Below are 16324 nucleotides of genomic sequence, written 5' to 3' on the forward strand. Positions count from 1 at the left end.
AAAGCGTGTTGCGCATGCTGCAATGTGTTAGTGGATCTCGCTCACCACGACGTCCAACGACCACGGGGCACCCGCCCGCGCCGGCGGCTGCGCCTCCACCAGGTACCCGAGGTCCCGCAGCGCCCCCACGAGTTCCGCGGGCCCCTTCGGCTCCGCGCCCGCGGACAGCAGGCTCCGCACGATCCGCCCCTTCGTCGCCTTGTTGAAGTGGCTCACCACCGACCGCTTCTCCACCCCGTCCACCACCTGGGCGTGCAACACCCGCACGGTGGCCGTCCGCGCGGCGACCTCGCCCTTCGGCTTCCAGGCCGCCGCGTACGCCGACGAACGCAGATCCAGCACCAGCCCCCGGTCCGCCGCCTCGGGCAGCACCTCGGCCATCGCCGGCCGCCAGAAGGCACCCAGCGCGCCGAGCCCCGGCAGCTTCACGCCCATGGCGCACCGGTACGGGGGAATCCGGTCGTTGACCCGGACGGCACCCCACAGCCCGGAGAACACCAGCAGCGAACGGGTCGCCCGTCGCTTGGCCGTCGCATCCAGCGACGCCAGGTCCAGCGCGTCGTACAGCACCCCCGTGTACAGCTCGCCGGCCGGTCGGGCGCCCGCCGTGCGCAGCGCCGCGTTCTTCCCGACCTCCGCCCGCTGCCCCTCGCTCAGCCCGAGCACCGCCCGCGCCGCGTCCTCGTCCCCCAGACACAGCTCGACCAGCGCGTCGAGCACCGCCTTCCGTGCCGGCGCGAGCCCCGCCAGCGACAACCCCTCCGCCTTCAACGGGGCTCCCCGGCCGGCGGCGGCCTTGCCTTCCGACGGCGGCAACAGCACGAGCACGGCTTCTCCAGTGGCGCGAAGTGACCGGGGCGACCGACCCCGGCCGCCCAGCCTAAGCGCTCCGCGGCCCCCCGCCCGGCCGCGGCCCGCGGTCAGAGACCAACGTCCCTGGCCCGGGGCGCGGCCGACCGTTTAGGGTGCGTACGCGGGGGTTTTGTCGCACGGTCGGCGTGGGCGCGGACCGTCCCGGCGAAAGGGAGGAACAGACCGTGTCGTCGCCACAGCCCCCGGTGCCCGTCCCGGCTCGGACAACACTCACCTGGGACGTCACCTTCCCCGCCCCCACCGCCCCGGACCAGCCGCTGCGCGCCGCCGCCGAGGGGGTCAGCCCGGCCCTGCTGCGCCGGGTGGCCGGATTCCACCGGGCGGAACTCACCGACGCCCGCTTCCTGTGGTGCGAGGACGGCGACTGGGCCCTGTGCCACCTGGAACTGAGCACCGCGCCCCAGGAGGAGCCCGTCGTCACCCTGCGGACCACCCCGCTGACCGGGCCGCCCTCCGGGCTCACCGCCCGCGAGGTCGACATCATCTCGCTGGTCGCCCTCGGACTCTCCAACCGGGAGACGTCCAGCCGCCTCGGCACCAGCATCCGCACCGTCACCACCCAGGTCGAACGCCTCCTGAAGAAGCTCGGCCAGGACTCCCGCGCCGGACTCAGCGCCCTCGCCGTGGACCGCGACCTCATCCGGCTGCCCATCCCCGGCGGGGTCGAGCACCGCTCCGGCATCCGCGTCCTCGACATCGAACGCCACGCCGCGACCGTCGTCGGCCTCCCGGTCGCCCGCCGCAGCCGCCGTCACCACCCCGCCACCGGCCGCGCCGGACGGCCCACCGTGCGCATCGGCACGATCGTCGTCGCCGGGGCGTTCGCCGCCGACGGACGGGAGTCCGCGCGCGGCGCCGCCCTCGCCGTCCGGGACATCAACGCACTGCGCCACGACCACGGACGCTCCGTCGAGCACCTGACCGTGCACATCGACCCCTTCGACCCCGCCTCGGTGGAAGACGCCCTCGCCGAACTCACCGAGGCCGACGTCGACGCCGTCACCAGCAGCTACGCCAGCGCCCTGAGCCCCGCCGTCTTCGGGTTCGCCGCCGACTTCGGGCGGACCTTCCTGCACACCAACACCTGGACCCGCAGCGTCGACGCGGTCCGCGCCGACCCCCGCCGCCTCGGACACGTCTTCCAGACCTGCCCCTCGGAGACCGCGTACCAGTCCGCCCTCCTCGGCTACCTACGCGGCCACCGGGTCGAGGACGGCGCACCGCCCCGGGTCGCCATCGTGGAACTCGACGGCTACGGCTGCGCGATCACCGACGACACCTTCACCGCACGGGTGCGCGAGGCGGGCTGGAGCGTCACCTCCACGCACCGGGTCGGGCTCACCGTCGAGCACGTGGACGACCTGGTCAAGGAGGTCGTCCACGACCGGCCCGACCTGGTCGTCGTCTCCCACCTGAGCGTGGAGACCGCCGCGGCGCTCCAGAACGCGATCACCCGGCACCGGCCCCACCAGCTCACCTACCACATCTACACCCCGTCGGTGCCGGGCTTCGCCCGCCGCATCGAGCACCGCGGGGGACAGGTCATCTGGTCCACCGTCACCGGCCGCCCCGACGACCCCCTCGGGCTGCGCTTCAGCGAGCGCTACGCCCGCGCCTTCGGCGTCCCGCCCGGCCGCAGCCAGGCCAGCGCGGCGTACGACCAGGTGCGGATGGTGCACGCCGCGTTCTCGATCACGGGCTCCCTGCGCCCCGAGGCGGTCGGCGCCTACCTCCGGGACTCGGCGTACCGCGGGGTCAACGGCACGTACCTGTTCGCCTCGCCCGGGCAGGCGGTCTCCGGCTACCCGTACGACTCCGGGGACGCCAGCCTCTCCCAGCCGATCCGTACGTACCGCCTCTCCACCGCCGGCCAGGAACTCCTTCCGCTCCCGGCTTGACGAGCGCTTCCCGCCTGACGAGCGCTTCCCGCCTGACGACCGCTTCCCGCCTGACGGCCCTGCCCGCGCTCCCGGCCGCCGCGTCACTCCGCGAAGAACTCCGCGTACGCGTACGCGACCCGGGGCACCGTGCACGGATGCCCCAACGCCAGGTGCATCTCCTGCCGCTCCGGCAGGAAGATCGCACTGGCGACGGTCGACCCCTGCTCCAGGACGTGCTCGGCCGCGTCGGGGTGGCAGCACAGGGAGTCGGGGAAGTTCTCGTGGTCGCTCAGCACCTCGTGCCAGCCGGCCACCGACGGCTCGGGCATCAACTCGGCCGTCTGCTCGCCGCGGGCCCGCCGGAACGGCGAATCCGGCATCACCCGGGGACCTAGGTCCTCCGCGACCGACCCGAACTCCCCGTCGCCGCCGTGGAAGTGGTTCGCGTGCACCAAGTACTGCCCGCGCTCCACGGGCGTCCGGTGGACCTCCGCCCGCCCACCCGGACGGGTCTCCGCGTCCACGGCCCGACCGCCCCCCACCAGCAGGTAGTTCGCGGAGGACGACCGCTCGACCCGGTCCAGCAGCGCCAAGCCCTCCTCGACCGACGGGGAGTCCAGCAGCGCCCGCAGCATCAGGTGGTACGGCACCCCCACCGCACCGACGTCCCGCGAGGTGACCAGGGCGTTGGTCAGGACGGTGACCCCCGCCGCGTTCATCCCGAACTTCGCGAGCAGCCCCGCCTCGACCACCGACACCCACCGCGGCCCGCGGTCCGGCACGGACTCCAGCACCACGACCGTGTCGTGCGAGAACGGTATCCAGTCCCAGTTCTGCCCCACGATCGGCTCCGCACCCCGCAGATCGCAGAAGGACGTGCACTCGGCGGGCGGACGCCCCGCACCCCCGGCCCGGGCCGCCGCGATCTTCCGGGCCTTCCCGGAGAACAGGATCTCGGTCCGCAGGTTCAGCGCGAGCACGTCCTCGAAGGACACCCCCGCGCCCTCGGCGACGCCCCGCATCTCCGCGAGGTAACCGGCCCCGGCGCGCGGCCCGTCCGCCGCCAGGTGCACCGCCTCGAAGCGCTCCAGCGCCGGCAGGAACGACTCCGCGAGCGCCCTCGCCCCGGACCAGGTCAGCCCGGCGAACTTCGCGTACACCTCCTCGTACGCGGTCAGGCTCGCCTGCACCCGTTCCTTCGCCGCGGCCCCGTACCGGCGGCCCCGCTCCAGCGGCCCGCCCTCGGTCCGGACCACCAGCGCCGGCGGGTACGCGACGTGCGCGGCCCGCGTCCCGCCGCTCATGCCGCGCCCTGCCCGCCGTCGACGGCCACCACGACGCCGCTGACGTACGAGGACTCCTCGGACGCGAGGAACACGCAGACCCGCGCGACCTCCTCGGCCGAACCGAGCCGCCGGGCCGGAATCCGCTGGAGGACCTGCGCGAACGCCTCCGGGTTACCGGACACCGTCGTCATCGGGGTGTCGATCACCCCCGGCGCCACGGCGTTGCAGCGGATGCCGTCCGGCCCCCACTCCACGGCGAGCTGCCGGGTCAGGGCCTCCACCGCGCCCTTGCTGGCGCTGTACGCCGCGCTCGGTTCGCCCGCGTCACCGCGGACCGCCGCGATCGAGGACAGCAGGGTGATGCTGCCCCCGGCGCCCCCGGCGATCATCTGCCGGGCCGCCGCCGCGGCCACCAGCATCGAACCGCGGGCGTTCAACCCGACCACGGAGTCCCAGTCGGCGGCGCCCGTCGAGGTGGCGGCGCGGAAGCGGTAGACGCCCGCGCAGTGCACCACCGCGTCGGGGGCCCGGCCCTCCCAGAGCCGGGCCGCACCGTCGAACGCCGCCTGCACGGACCGCTCGTCACTCACGTCACAGGCGAGCACGGGGTACGGGGCGTCCTCGGCGGGCCGCAGGTCCAGTCCGACGACGGACCAGCCGAGGCCCCGCGCCAGCTCGGCGGTGGCCCGGCCGATGCCGGAACCGGCGCCGGTGACGAGCAGCCGGCGGGGCGCCCGGGCGCCCGGATCGGTGGGTGTGACGCTCATGAGGTGAGCACTCCTCCGTTGACGTTGATGGTCTGGCCGGTCACGTAGTGGGCCCCGGACAGCAGGAAGTGCACGGCGTCCGCGACGTCGTCGCCCGTGCCGTGCCGTTCCAGGGGCACCTCGGCGGCCACCCGCTGCCGCTCCTGGTCGGGGGTGCGACCACTGCGACGGGCCCGGGCGGCCAGCTCCTCGCGGTGCATCTCGGTCATGATGTAACCGGGCGCCACGGAGTTGACCGTGGCCACCGGCGCCAACTCCACCGACAGGGTCGCCATCAGCGACTGCACGGCCGCCTTCGACGCGCTGTAGGCGCCCGCGCCCGGCGTCGGCACCTGGGCGAACAGGGAACCGAGCACCACGATCCGGCCCCGCTCCGCGCCTCGCCCCAGCAGCGGCGCGACGGCCCGCGCACAGCGCAGCACCCCGAAGAAGTTGATCTCGAACACCCGGCGCACGGCCTCGTCGGAGGTCTCCAACAGCGGGGTGTCGGGACCGCCCACAGCCGCATTGGCGACGAGCGCGTCCACCGCACCGAACACCTCGACGGCCCGGGCCGCCATCCGCTCGGCGCCCGCCTCCTGGGCCACGTCCACGACGACCCCGACCGCCTGCCGCCCCGCCGGGTCCAGCCGCCGGGCCACCCCTTCGACCTCGGGGTCCACATCGGCCAGCAGCACGTTCCAGCCGCCGACCAAAAGCCGCTGCGCCACGGCCAGCCCGATGCCCCGCGCCGCCCCCGTGACCAGGACGGTACGCCGCCGGTCGGCCCCAGCCACGGCCCCAGCCCCAGCCCCAGCCACGGCCCCGGTCACGCCGCCACCTCGGCGGCCCGCACGGCGGCGGCGATCTCCTCGCCGCGCGCGAACCAGATCCCGTCGTCCGCACGCAGCCGGGCCAGGAACGCCTCCAGCATCCGCAGCCGCCCGGGCCGTCCGATGATCTGCGGGTGCACGGTCAGCGTGACCAGGCCCCCACCGGCGTGGATCGCGGAGGTCTCCTCCTCCCACACCTCGGCGACCTCCCGGGCCGACCGCATCGTCTTGTTCCAACTCGTCGCGTCGAACCAGAAGTGCGGCGCGTCGTCCAACGACCAGTGCACGGGCACCTCCACCAGCCCGTGAACGGGGTGCGTGTAGGGCCGGACGGCGTCCATCATGTTCGACGCGTACGAGAAACCGTGCGCGCCCAGCAGTTCCAGCGTGTTCCCGCTGATGTCCCAGGACGGCGACCGGTAACCGTGGATCTCACCGGCGAGGGGCCGCAGTGCTTCCAAACCGCGGACGAGTTCCGTTTCCTCTTCTTCCCGGGCCATGAGGTGCGGGGAACGGTGGGTGTATCCGTGGTGACCGATCTCGTGTCCGTGCGCGACGACGGATTCCAGTACGTCGGGATAGCGCACGGCGTCCCCACCGCATACGAAGAACGTCGCCGGAATATCGAGCCGGGCGAAAATCTGGAGGAGTTCCGGCACTGCGGTCCGGGCGCCGTACCGCGCCTGGGAGAGAACTCCGGGGCGGGCGGCGTTCGCGGGGTCCTCGGCGAGCCACAATTCATCGGCGTCGAAGTCGACGGTCACCGCCATGGCCGCTCTACAGCCCACAGGCCACATGTAGGGGTCCTCTCATCGCTCGCGGGATCGCACCGCAGGGTCCCCTCGCGGGAACGTGTCGCGGGATTGAGGAACACGGTATCGGCCCAGGTCGCGAGGCGAACTCCGTAAGATTACGTACGAGCCGTGCCGACGGCAGAGCGCCCCGGGAGCCACGCACCGGGACCCGGCGGCGCCATACGTACAGTTGCGTATGTCGGTCACCGCCGCGGTTTGCCACCCTTCGGGAATCGATGGAACCCCGTTGAACCGACGGGCGCGGAGAGGAATCAAGCCGGTGTCCAGTACCACGACGGAGAAAGCACCCCAGCTGACGAGAGTCCTGAGGCTGCCCGCGATCGTTCTGTTCGGTCTGACTTACATGTCCCCGGTGGCCGTGTTCACCACGTACGGAATCGTGGGCGCGGAAACCGGCGGACACCTTCCGGCCGCCTACGTACTGGCGCTCGCGGTGATGCTGTTGACCGCACACAGTTACGGGCGAATGGTGCGGAGTTTCCCGGCAGCGGGTTCCGCTTACAAGTACTCGCAAAAGGTCTTCGGCGGTCACGTCGGGTTTCTGACCGGCTGGACCCTGATGCTGGACTACCTGTTCCTGCCGATGGTGTCGTTCCTGCTCGCGGGCATCTACCTGCACGCCCAGTTCCCCGGCGTCCCGCAGGGCGTGTGGAGCGTCCTGGCGCTGCTGCTGGTGCTGGCGTTCAACGTCATCGGGGTGAAGTTCGTCAGCAAGATCACCGCGATCATCATGGGTGCCACGGCCGTGCTGCTGGCCCTCTTCGTCGCCCTGGCCGGCGCCAAGTCCAACGTCCCGGCCGGTGAACTCTTCGACTCCTTCGTCCCCGCCTCCGACCAGTGGTCGCTGCTGGCGGGCGGCGCCGCGATCCTCGCGCTCAGCTTCCTCGGCTTCGACGCGGTGTCCACCCTCGCGGAGGAGGCCCACAACCCGCGCCGGACCGTTCCGCTCGGCATCATCCTCACCACCGCGATCGGCGGCGGCCTGTTCATCCTGGTCGCCTGGGTCGGCGCCCTGGTCCGCCCCGACAACAACTTCACCGACCCCGACTCGGCGGGCGCGGAGCTGATGCGCACCGTCGGCGGCAGCGCGATGAGCACGGCGTTCACCGTCGTCTACGTGATGGGCTGCATCGGTTCGGCGATGGTCTCCCAGGCGAGCGTCTCGCGGATCATCTTCTCGATGGGCCGCGACGGACTGCTGCCCCAGCGGGTCTTCGGCCGGTTGAACCCCCGCTTCGGCACCCCGGTCGGTGCGCTGATCGCCGTTTCGACGGTCGCCCTGCTCTCGGTGCTCCTCACCCTGGACCAGGCCGTCGTGATGATCAACTTCGGTGCGCTGGCCGCGTTCTCGATGGTCAACCTCAGCGTGATCAAGCACTACCTGACCGGCCCCAAGCGTTCGCTGACCCCCCGCTCGCTCCTGATCAACGGCCTGCTGCCGGGCCTCGGCTTCGCCAGCACGGTGTGGCTGTGGACCAGCCTGACCGGCGAGACCTTCGTCGTCGGCCTGGTCTGGATGGCGGTCGGCGTGGTGCTGCTCGCGATCACCACCCGGTTCTTCACCCGCCGTCCGCCGGAGCTGCACATGGGCATGGAGGACGAGGACGTCACCCCGGGCGTCCCCGGAGCGCCCCGCGAGACCACGGCGAACCCCGTGAGCTGACCGAACCGGCCGCCCCGCGACCCCGCCCCGCCCCGGGCGCCCCCCACCTCTCCGTGGGACCCGGGCGGGGCGCTGGCGTGTCTGCGCGTCCTGCGGGGCTCAGCCGGTGGCGGCCACTGCGGCGCGCACCTCGTCGACCAGGGCGTCCGGGTCCTCCGCGTACAGGTGGAGGACCGAGAAGGACTCCGTGCGGCCGAGCAGCGTGGTGTGGGTCAGCGGGGTCGCCAGCTCCAGGGTGACGTTGGTCAACGCCCCGATGTCCAGGATCAGTTCGCCCGGTGGTCGCTCGGGGGAGGTGCGCAGCCCTCGACGTACCGCGGTGATCTCCGCGAACGGAATCCGCAGGTCCACCGCGGCGCCCCGGCGCACCCGGAGTTCGGTGGCCGAGAGCACGTGCGGGCGGGTGACGGCCGCCGACTGGAGCCCCAGGACCATCAGGAGCGTGTACACGTCGAGCACCAGCATCACCCCGTGGAGGACCGGCAGTTCACGTAGCAGATAGGAGATGCCCACCGTCTCGACCAGGCAGGCGAAGGTCACGCCGTAGACCATCGCGGCCTGACCCTTCGCGTAGCCGAAGGCCCGGTGCCCCGCCCCGACCCCGTTGTGCCGTCGGGTCACCCACAGGACGTGGGCGTGCAGGACGCGCCCCTCGTGCCGCACGATCCGGCGGAGGGTGCCGGGCGCCCGCGGTGCCCGCTTCCTCCCCGCTTCCCGTGCGCCCTTCGGCTCGTCCTCCTTCTCGGTCCCGGGCGCCGTCCCGTTCGCGTCCACGTCGCTCACGTCGCTCACGTCGCTCACTGGTCCGCGAGGAAGAGGGCGATGGCGCGGTGCACCGCTGCCGCCTGGGCGGGGGCGAACTCCGCGAGGACCGAGTCCAACAGGCCCGGCGAGGCCCCGTCGCCCGCGGTCGGCGCCGCATCCGTCATGTGCTCCGCGAGCGACGGGGGCAGGAGCGCCGCCAGGGCCCGGGCCGCCTCGTCCACCCGGGGGTCGGTGGCCTTCGCCTCCGCCAGGTCGTCCAGCAGGGCGTACACCTCGTGGGCCCGGTCCACCGCCCCCGGTTCCTGCACCATCTCGCCGAGCGCGGAGACCAGCTGGGCCCGGTCGTCGTCCGAGGTGGCGGAGTCCAGCAGGATCAGCAGTTCCCGGTCCTTCGCCGCCATCGGGGATGCCGGGGCGTCCGGTCGCGACGCCGCCAACTCGCCGAGCAGTCCGGTGAGTTGGGGGGACACCGGGCCGTCCGCCGACACCCGTCCCGCTCTGGCCTCGGTCAGCAGGGCGCCCACGCGCCGTCGTTGCTCGCGCAGCGCCACTTCCTGCCCGGCCAGGTCCTCGTCCAGTTCGGTCAGCACCTCGGCCAGTTCCCGGCCCGCGTCGTCCGCGATGACGTCGCGCACCTCGGGGAGCCCGAGGCCCAGCTCGGTCAGGCGGCGGATCCGGACCAGCGTGACCGCGTGCCGCAGTGCGTAGTCGCGGTAGCCGTTGGCCCGCCGCTCGGGTTCCGGCAGTAGCCCCAGGTGGTGGTAGTGGCGGATGGCGCGGGTGGTGACGCCGACGACAGAGGCGATCTCTCCGATTCGCATGCCCCCAGTAGAAACGTTGACGCTGCGGCAGGGTCAAGCCTGCCGATTGACGGCTAACGTCGTTAGCCCTAAGGTGTGGCTAACGGCGTTAGCTTCGGTTGTCGGTGACCTTCGGGCGCGACACCCCCACACCTTCGAGGAGCCCTCGTGACGACCACCGCCACCGAACCCAGCTGGAGCACCCGCACCGCGCCCGGTGAGACGCCGGCACCGGTGCCCGGTGGGCGCACCCGGGCCGTGCCCGGCCCCGCGCTCCGGGCCGCCTGGTTCGCCGCCGCCCTCTTCTGGACCGCGTTCGCCGTGCTGGAGGGCGTCAACCACGGCTGGCTCGCCGGCGGCACGGCCCTGCTCTTCGCCGTCGCGCCCGACCTGGCCCTGCTGGTCGGCATCCGCGAACACAGCGGCCTCGTCCGGGGCCAACTGCCGCCCCGCGCCGTCCCGTACTACAACCTCGCGCACCGGGCGATGATCCCGCTCGGCCTCGCGGTCCTCTACACGTTCGCCGCCCCCAAGGAGTGGGCCCCCCTCTTCGCAGGCCTGTGCGGCTGGCTCGCCCACATCTCGTACGATCGCGCCTTCGGGTACGGACTGCGGACGAAGGACGGTTTCCAGCGTGGCTGAACGGCACACGGGCGCGACGGCGGAGCTCCCCCCGGGCGCACGGGACCCGCTGTCCCGCCTCACCCCCCGGGGGCGGGAGATCGTCCTGGCCGCACGCGCCCTGGTGGAGGAGTCGGGCCCCGCAGCCCTCACCATGCGGGCGCTCGCCGACCACCTCGGCATCAAAGCGCCCTCGCTGTACAAGCACTTCCCGGACAAGGCGGCCGTCGAGGCCGAGGTGATCGCCCTCGGACTGCTGGAGACGGCCGAGGCGCTGGAGGCCGCCGAGGAGCGCTTCGCGCGGTCCGCGTCATCCGCGCCGTTCGGGTCGGGGCCGACCGGAGCCGCTGCCGACGAGCCCGGCACGCTCCTCGCCGCCCTCGCCCGGGCGTACCGGGCCGACGCCCTCGCGCACCCCCACGTCTACCTCCTCGCCACCGAACGCCCGCTGCCCCGCCACGCCCTGCCCGAGGGGCTGGAGGCCCGGGCGGCCATGCCTCTGATGCGGGCCTGCGACTTCGACGTGGACCGGGCCCGCGCCGTGTGGGCCTTCGCGCACGGCATGGTGAGCCTGGAGATCCACGGCCGGTTCCCGGACGACGCCGACCTCGCGGCGGCCTGGCGGGCGGGCGTACGCACCCTGGAACGCTGACCTGCCGTGGGCGCCCGGTCGGCTCGGCGCCGCGGGTGCCCGGCCCGGGTACCATGTGCGTACGGCAGACGAGCCGGGCGGACGGCCGCGTGGGCATCGCGAGATGCTCCCGAGGAACGTCCGGGCTCCACAGGGCAGGGTGATGGCTAACGGCCACCCGGGGTGACCCGCGGGACAGTGCCACAGAAAACAGACCGCCGGGGACCGTATCCGTACGGGACCAGGTAAGGGTGAAACGGTGGTGTAAGAGACCACCAGTGCCCAGGGTGACCTGGGCAGCTAGGTAAACCCCACCCGGAGCAAGGTCAAGAGGGAGCACTCCGGTGCTCCTGCGCGGACGTTCGAGGGCTGCCCGCCCGAGTCCGCGGGTAGACCGCACGAGGCCGGCGGCAACGCCGGTCCTAGATGGATGGCCGTCGCCCCGATGGCCGCGAGGCCCCGGGGAACAGAACCCGGCGTACAGCCCGACTCGTCTGCCCCTTGGGGCTTGTGAACGGTTCGGGGGAGCCGGTGTCCCCGGAGCGGAGTCACGTCCCCCAGGTGACGAAACCGTCGGTGCCGTCGGTGCGTGAACCGCCGCCGTACAGCGTGCCGTCAGGGTCGGGGACCACCTTCCAGTCTCCCTCGTGCCAGCGCAGGTTCACCGAGAGGGAGGCGTACCGCTCGTTCTCGGGCACGCCCGCCAGGACCATGACCGTTGCCTGCTTCTGGTCGTAGGAGAGGACGGTGAAGCCCGCGTAGACCACCCCGCTCGGTTGTTCCGAGCCGGTGTCGTCCTCCTCCTTCGCACGATCGGTGATGAACGCGTCACGTCCCGGTCCGGGAAGGACCTGCCGTTCCGCGACCTCGCGCCACCCTGCGGCGCCGAACTTGTCCGCGATGGAGTGAGCGGCGAGCACGGCGCCCATCGGGGTGCGGGCGAAGCAGTACCAGACGCGTCCGTCGAACTTGAGGGGGCCGGCGGTCTTGGACAGCGGCACGAGGTGGGTGCCGTTGGCCTTCCAGTACAGGTCCTTCGGGGGCGCCGTCGGCTTCCGTTGGTCACTGTCGTCGGTGCGGCAACCGGTGGGCCGGCCGCCGTCGGTCCCGGAGCCCTTGGCCGTGCTCGACCCCGGGGAGGAAAGGGCCGGGGCTTTCGGGGACGCGCCGTCATTGCGGTCCGGCGAGCCGCAGCCGCCGAGGGCGGCCAGCGTCAGCAGCATCCCGGCCGCCGGTATCCAGGCCCGTCGCCGTCGAGTCGACGGTTCCGGCCGGGCGCTGCTCAGGTGGAATCGACGGGAGGTCGCCATGCCGAGGGTCCCCTATCTGTTGGTCGTGCACGGAGCCGAGTCGGCCGAACGGTGCCGGACGCAGCGGTTGTGACCCTATCGACAGTGCGTTGACGACTCGGCAGGTTGCCGGCGAGCGCGCCCGGCCGACGTCGCTCGGGGAGACGGCGACGGCCGGCAGCGGGCGTCGGAGGCCAGGCGGATCCTCGCGGTCGGTCCTCCGCGGGACCGGCCGGTGGCGCGGTCCGCCGGGTCGCCTCCCACGGTTCCTTCTTACGGGCTCGCGGTCGCGTCGATCACCTCACGGTGATGCCGCCGGCCACGTCTCTCCGACGTCCGCTCCGGATGCAACGTGCAACGGCGTCCGGGCAGCTCTACGACACCGATGCCCAGCTCCAACGGTCTTGCCCGTCCGCAAGGGGTCATCGGCGGCCTGACCGCGGGCCAGGGCCACGCAGCTCGACGATCACGTACTCCACGCGTCTTCCCGAGGCGGGCTGCTGTTCCTGCGGGACGCTCGAAGGGCGCCCACACAGCTCACCAACCGATTCTTTCCGCGAGGCGTCCACGGTCGCGTCGTACGCCTCGAACGGCCGCGGCCGTCAGCCCCCCGTCGCCTGCGAGCACTCGGGATCACCAGCGCGGATCCAAACGAAACCACCCAGGTGCCGTATGTCGGCTCCACGACTCAACGTTTGTGTCAAGCTGGTACGTTCGGCCAGTGGCAAGCAGCGGGGGGTGGACGACGTGGCGGTCGTCGAAGCCGCGACTGCGCCGCCACCGAGCAGCGACGCCAAGTAGGTGCCCGCTCCCATCTCCGCCGGCACTTCCGCCCAGTGAGGGAACCGATGTCCAGATTCAGTCGCGGCGGACGCAAGCGACAGCCAAGTCCGCCGCCCGTCGGGGAGGGTTCCTCCGCGCCCGGGCTGCGACCCATCGAGGTGCACGTCTCCGCTGACGGGACCGCCCTGGTGGACGAGTTCCCGGTCCCCGCCGCACCCGGTGAGAGTCCCCAGGACGCGGTGCTGAACTACCTCCACCGTCTGGTGCTCGCCACCGGCCACCCGGTCACGGCCGTGGTCCACGACCAACGGATCGGCTTCAGCACGCCCATCCAGGTCGGTACGGACGGGGCGAGCGCCTTCGCCGGGCAGCCCGTCCCGCTGCCGGGGAACGCGGTGGGCGCGCCCCCCGACCCCGGCGCGCCCCTCGTCACCGCCGCCGCTCCGGATACGGTGCCGCACGTGCCCCCGCCCGCCACCGCGGCGGCGCCGCAGGACGCGGTGACGAAGGGGCAGCGGACGGCACCGGACCCGGCGCCCCCACCGTCGGCCACGGAACCCGCCTCCGTGCCGGCCGCCGCGCCCGTGCCGGCCGCCGCGCCCGTACCGGAACCCGCCCCCGTACCGGAACCCGCCCCGGCCGTTCCGCCCGCGCACTCCGCGGCGCCCCCGCCCGAGCCGGTACCCGCGGGAGCCACCGTTCCCTCCCTGCTCGCGGAGCCCGTCCGACGCATCAACGAGGCGATGAGCATGGGGCGGATCGAGTCCGCCGCGGCGATGGCGGAGCAGAGCATCGCCACGGCGTCCCAGGCCCTGGGCGCGGACCACCCGGAGGTGCTCCAGCTACGGGACCTCGCCGCGTACATCGCGTACCTGGCGGGTGATCTGCCGCGCTCCTTCGCGCTGTCCATGGCGCTCGCCCGGGCCCGTCGACGCCGTGACGACGACCGTGCCTTCGCGAGCGTGCAGAGCGCCGCAGCCGCCTGGCGGGGCCTGCGGGACCCCGCGCAAGGGCTGGCGCTGGGCCATGAACTGATCGCCTTCTGGTCGGACCTGGCAGCCGAGGGCGGTCCGGCCGCCGCCGACACCGCGCAACTCGACGCGGTCCGGGCCCGGATGGACCGGCTCTTCCAGCGCGCCGGCGCGTCCGCCGACCGACACGAGACCACGGGACGCTCCCATGCCCCAGGCCAGTGACCTGCCCGGGGACCGTGGTCTCGGTCCGACCCGCCGCCGGACGGCGGCTGAGCTCCACCGTCGACGTGTACCGCCTCCCCGGTCGAGGTGACCGTCAACCCGCTCAACGGAAGGCTGAGTTGGCGCGCCGGGCGCCCGACGGCCGCCGCTTTGCGTGCCGCGGGCCTCGACCCGAACCGAGTGCCCGACCAGGGCGCCGCCCCGGTCCCCGCACGACCCACCGCTGTCCGTGCCGTCGTCGGCCGCAGCCCCGAGGGGCTCTCGCCCGAAGAACGGCGGGCGGACCTGGCCCGGGTCGGACTGCTCCGCTCCCAGCTCGTCGGCGACCTTTCCCACGGCGCCCGCATGCCGTCGTCCGTGGCGGCCCGGCTGCGCTCCACCGCCTCACCCGCCGGTGTGCACCGACTGTCCGCGCACGCGACGGCCCTGCGGACCCTGCCGCGGACGGGCGGACCGGGTGCGTCGAACCCCGCGCTGCCGTCCAGCCGACCGTCGGCCGCCGGCCCCCGGAGGTAACCGGGGCCGGACCCGGGCAGCCACACCGTGCGGACGACCGCCCCGGCGGGCCCCCACCCACCTCCGAGCAATGGCGCGAAACCGCTTGCGCGCCGGGGTCGCTACGCCGTCGCGTCCACCCGGCGCGTCCGGTCCGGAGCGGACGAAGTTGCAGGCCAGAGCCTTGTGGTGAAGTCACACCTGGACAGCGAAGGACTGCCAGAACTGGCCGCCGTAGGGGTGGGCCACAGGGGGTATGCAGGGGTTTCGGCTGGCAAACGCCGATGTTAATTTCGCGGGGTCTGCTGCATGCATATTCGGTATGCCGGATGTTCTGCTCCACACGCCGACGGGGGAGACGAGGACCTTGACATACACGGGAATCGAGAACCAGACGCTGGACGGGGGTCTGCCTTGCTAAGGACGGAAGCGGTGGAAGAGCACACCGGGGTGCTCATCAGGAGATGAACGCCTGACCACGAGTTCTTGAGGAGCTGGGGTGGCGCCCGAGATAGCGGGAATCGATCAACAGCCCGTCGTGCAGGTGGAGTTGGGGTCCCTGACCATAGCCGACTCACCCAGGCTCGACGGCGAGAGACCGGAACACATCCACGCCTTGGCGGACGCCGAGGCCGAGCTTCCACCGATCACCGTGCACCGGACGACCATGCGGGTCATCGACGGGGCACACCGACTCCACGCGGCCAGACTCCGGGGCCGCCACACGATAGCGGCACGGTTCTTCGACGGCGACGAGGCAGAAGCGTTCGTACTCGCCGTCCAGTTGAACGTCGCCCACGGTCTGCCCCTGACCCTGGCCGACCGCAAGCGCGCCGCGGAGCGCATCATCGCCTGGCACGCCCAGTGGTCCGACCGCAGGGTCGCCATGGTCACCGGCATCTCGCCGGGCACCGTGGCGGACATCCGGCGGAGGGTCCTGCGGGAACCGGAGCGGGCGGGCAAGCGCATCGGGCAGGACGGCAGGTTCCGTCCGGTGGACGGCAGCGCGGGACGCATCATGGCGGGCCGTCTGCTCACCGAGAACCCGGGGCTGTCCCTGCGTCAGGTGGCCCGTGCGGCGGGGATCTCCCCGGAGACGGCACGGGACGTGCGCAGCCGCCTCAACAAGGGGGAGGACCTGTTGCCCAGGCAACGGGGGCGCAGGTCCGGCGTCACCGCCCCGCGTGCCGTACCGGAACCGCGCGGGGAGTTCGTTCCCCTGGCGCCCGTGCAGTCAGCGGGCCGGCCCCGGGCGGCACCCGATCCCGATCGGGCCGGACTCGTCAAGCGGCTGAAGGCCGATCCGGCACTGCGCTTCAGCGACACCGGGCGGAACCTGTTGCGCCTGTTCACGCTGCACGCCCTCCAGAACGAGGAGTGGGACGCCCTCATCGACAACGTCCCGCCGCACTGCCGGGACCTGGTCGCCGACCTCGCCCGACAGTTCGCCGACCTCTGGTCGGACTTCGCGGTACGGGTCCAGGAGGACGTCGTGCAGACGGGGTGACCCGCCCCGGACCGCCCGACCTCCCCGCCGTCCGGTGGGGCCTAGGTGTCCAAGCGTGAAATCCGCACACTCGGACGAAGGTCGGGCGAGGAGCGGTCCGCACCGGAAAGGCCCCGGCCCCCCGCCGATCGGCGGGGGGCC

The 16324-nt window shown here is 72.8% G+C and carries 15 protein-coding genes and 1 other RNA gene; 8 read left to right on the forward strand and 8 right to left on the reverse strand.

What is annotated here, in order from left to right; genetic code table 11:
* Nucleotides 1–27: 27 nt before the first annotated feature.
* The gene (gene yaaA, locus ACFWIA_RS16310; RefSeq protein WP_387004926.1) at nucleotides 28–828 is read right to left on the reverse strand and encodes a peroxide stress protein YaaA; all 801 of its coding nucleotides are present in this window, start codon (nucleotides 826–828) and stop codon (nucleotides 28–30) included.
* Nucleotides 829–1037: 209 nt separating this feature from the next.
* Between yaaA and ACFWIA_RS16315 the strand changes: the two genes are divergently transcribed.
* Nucleotides 1038–2771: an ABC transporter substrate-binding protein gene (locus ACFWIA_RS16315; protein ID WP_387004928.1), complete on the forward strand. Its 1734-nt coding sequence runs from the start codon at nucleotides 1038–1040 to the stop codon at nucleotides 2769–2771.
* A gap of 83 nt (nucleotides 2772–2854) precedes the next feature.
* On the opposite strand, the gene ACFWIA_RS16320 is transcribed toward ACFWIA_RS16315, so the two are convergent.
* From ACFWIA_RS16320 to ACFWIA_RS16335, 4 genes are read right to left on the reverse strand one after another with little or no spacing between them, the layout of a single operon-like run.
* Nucleotides 2855–4057 carry a C45 family autoproteolytic acyltransferase/hydolase gene (locus ACFWIA_RS16320; RefSeq protein ID WP_387004931.1) on the reverse strand — a complete coding sequence of 401 codons (1203 nt, stop codon included), beginning with the start codon at nucleotides 4055–4057 and terminating at the stop codon, nucleotides 2855–2857.
* On the reverse strand, nucleotides 4054–4806 hold the full coding sequence (locus tag ACFWIA_RS16325) for an SDR family NAD(P)-dependent oxidoreductase (RefSeq protein WP_387004934.1): 753 nt from the start codon (nucleotides 4804–4806) through the stop codon (nucleotides 4054–4056). The genes ACFWIA_RS16320 and ACFWIA_RS16325 overlap by 4 nt, the downstream gene beginning before the upstream one ends.
* A complete protein-coding gene (locus ACFWIA_RS16330) occupies nucleotides 4803–5582 on the reverse strand; it encodes an SDR family NAD(P)-dependent oxidoreductase (protein ID WP_387004937.1) in 780 nt (259 codons plus the stop codon). The genes ACFWIA_RS16325 and ACFWIA_RS16330 overlap by 4 nt, the downstream gene beginning before the upstream one ends.
* A gap of 32 nt (nucleotides 5583–5614) precedes the next feature.
* Entirely contained in the window at nucleotides 5615–6388 is a 774-nt protein-coding gene (locus tag ACFWIA_RS16335; RefSeq protein WP_387004940.1) for a polysaccharide deacetylase, read from the reverse strand.
* A gap of 304 nt (nucleotides 6389–6692) precedes the next feature.
* Here ACFWIA_RS16335 and ACFWIA_RS16340 point away from each other — a divergent pair, with 304 nt between their 5' ends.
* On the forward strand, nucleotides 6693–8096 hold the full coding sequence (locus ACFWIA_RS16340; RefSeq protein WP_387004943.1) for an APC family permease: 1404 nt from the start codon (nucleotides 6693–6695) through the stop codon (nucleotides 8094–8096).
* 99 nt (nucleotides 8097–8195) lie between these two features.
* Here ACFWIA_RS16340 and ACFWIA_RS16345 read toward each other — a convergent pair whose 3' ends face one another.
* Together ACFWIA_RS16345 and ACFWIA_RS16350 are read right to left on the reverse strand one after the other, a co-directional pair.
* On the reverse strand, nucleotides 8196–8888 hold the full coding sequence (locus ACFWIA_RS16345) for a hypothetical protein (protein WP_387004946.1): 693 nt from the start codon (nucleotides 8886–8888) through the stop codon (nucleotides 8196–8198).
* Nucleotides 8889–8893: 5 nt separating this feature from the next.
* Nucleotides 8894–9682, reverse strand: coding sequence for a MerR family transcriptional regulator (locus ACFWIA_RS16350; protein ID WP_387004949.1), 789 nt, complete (start codon nucleotides 9680–9682; stop codon nucleotides 8894–8896).
* Nucleotides 9683–9829: 147 nt separating this feature from the next.
* Between ACFWIA_RS16350 and ACFWIA_RS16355 the strand changes: the two genes are divergently transcribed.
* From ACFWIA_RS16355 to rnpB, 3 genes are all read left to right on the forward strand, one after another.
* Complete coding sequence (locus tag ACFWIA_RS16355) at nucleotides 9830–10303, forward strand: DUF4260 family protein (RefSeq protein WP_387004952.1); 474 nt, start codon at nucleotides 9830–9832, stop codon at nucleotides 10301–10303.
* Between the two features lie 49 nt (nucleotides 10304–10352).
* Entirely contained in the window at nucleotides 10353–10934 is a 582-nt protein-coding gene (locus tag ACFWIA_RS16360) for a TetR/AcrR family transcriptional regulator (protein WP_387005005.1), read from the forward strand.
* 69 nt (nucleotides 10935–11003) lie between these two features.
* Nucleotides 11004–11410, forward strand: an RNA gene (gene rnpB, locus ACFWIA_RS16365) — RNase P RNA component class A.
* A 51-nt stretch (nucleotides 11411–11461) separates the two neighbouring features.
* Here rnpB and ACFWIA_RS16370 read toward each other — a convergent pair.
* A complete protein-coding gene (locus ACFWIA_RS16370; RefSeq protein WP_387004955.1) occupies nucleotides 11462–12223 on the reverse strand; it encodes a hypothetical protein in 762 nt (253 codons plus the stop codon).
* Nucleotides 12224–13050: 827 nt separating this feature from the next.
* Here ACFWIA_RS16370 and ACFWIA_RS16375 point away from each other — a divergent pair.
* From ACFWIA_RS16375 to ACFWIA_RS16385, 3 genes are all read left to right on the forward strand, one after another.
* Nucleotides 13051–14181 (forward strand): tetratricopeptide repeat protein, encoded by a 1131-nt coding sequence (locus tag ACFWIA_RS16375; protein WP_387004958.1) that lies wholly within the window; start codon nucleotides 13051–13053, stop codon nucleotides 14179–14181.
* An 87-nt stretch (nucleotides 14182–14268) separates the two neighbouring features.
* Entirely contained in the window at nucleotides 14269–14697 is a 429-nt protein-coding gene (locus ACFWIA_RS16380; RefSeq protein ID WP_387004961.1) for a hypothetical protein, read from the forward strand.
* Nucleotides 14698–15175: 478 nt separating this feature from the next.
* Nucleotides 15176–16183, forward strand: coding sequence for a ParB/RepB/Spo0J family partition protein (locus tag ACFWIA_RS16385; RefSeq protein WP_387004964.1), 1008 nt, complete (start codon nucleotides 15176–15178; stop codon nucleotides 16181–16183).
* Nucleotides 16184–16324 lie beyond the last annotated feature (141 nt).

This window comes from Streptomyces sp. NPDC127068 (genome assembly GCF_042724695.1).
Taxonomy (GTDB): Bacteria; Actinomycetota; Actinomycetes; order Streptomycetales; family Streptomycetaceae; genus Streptomyces.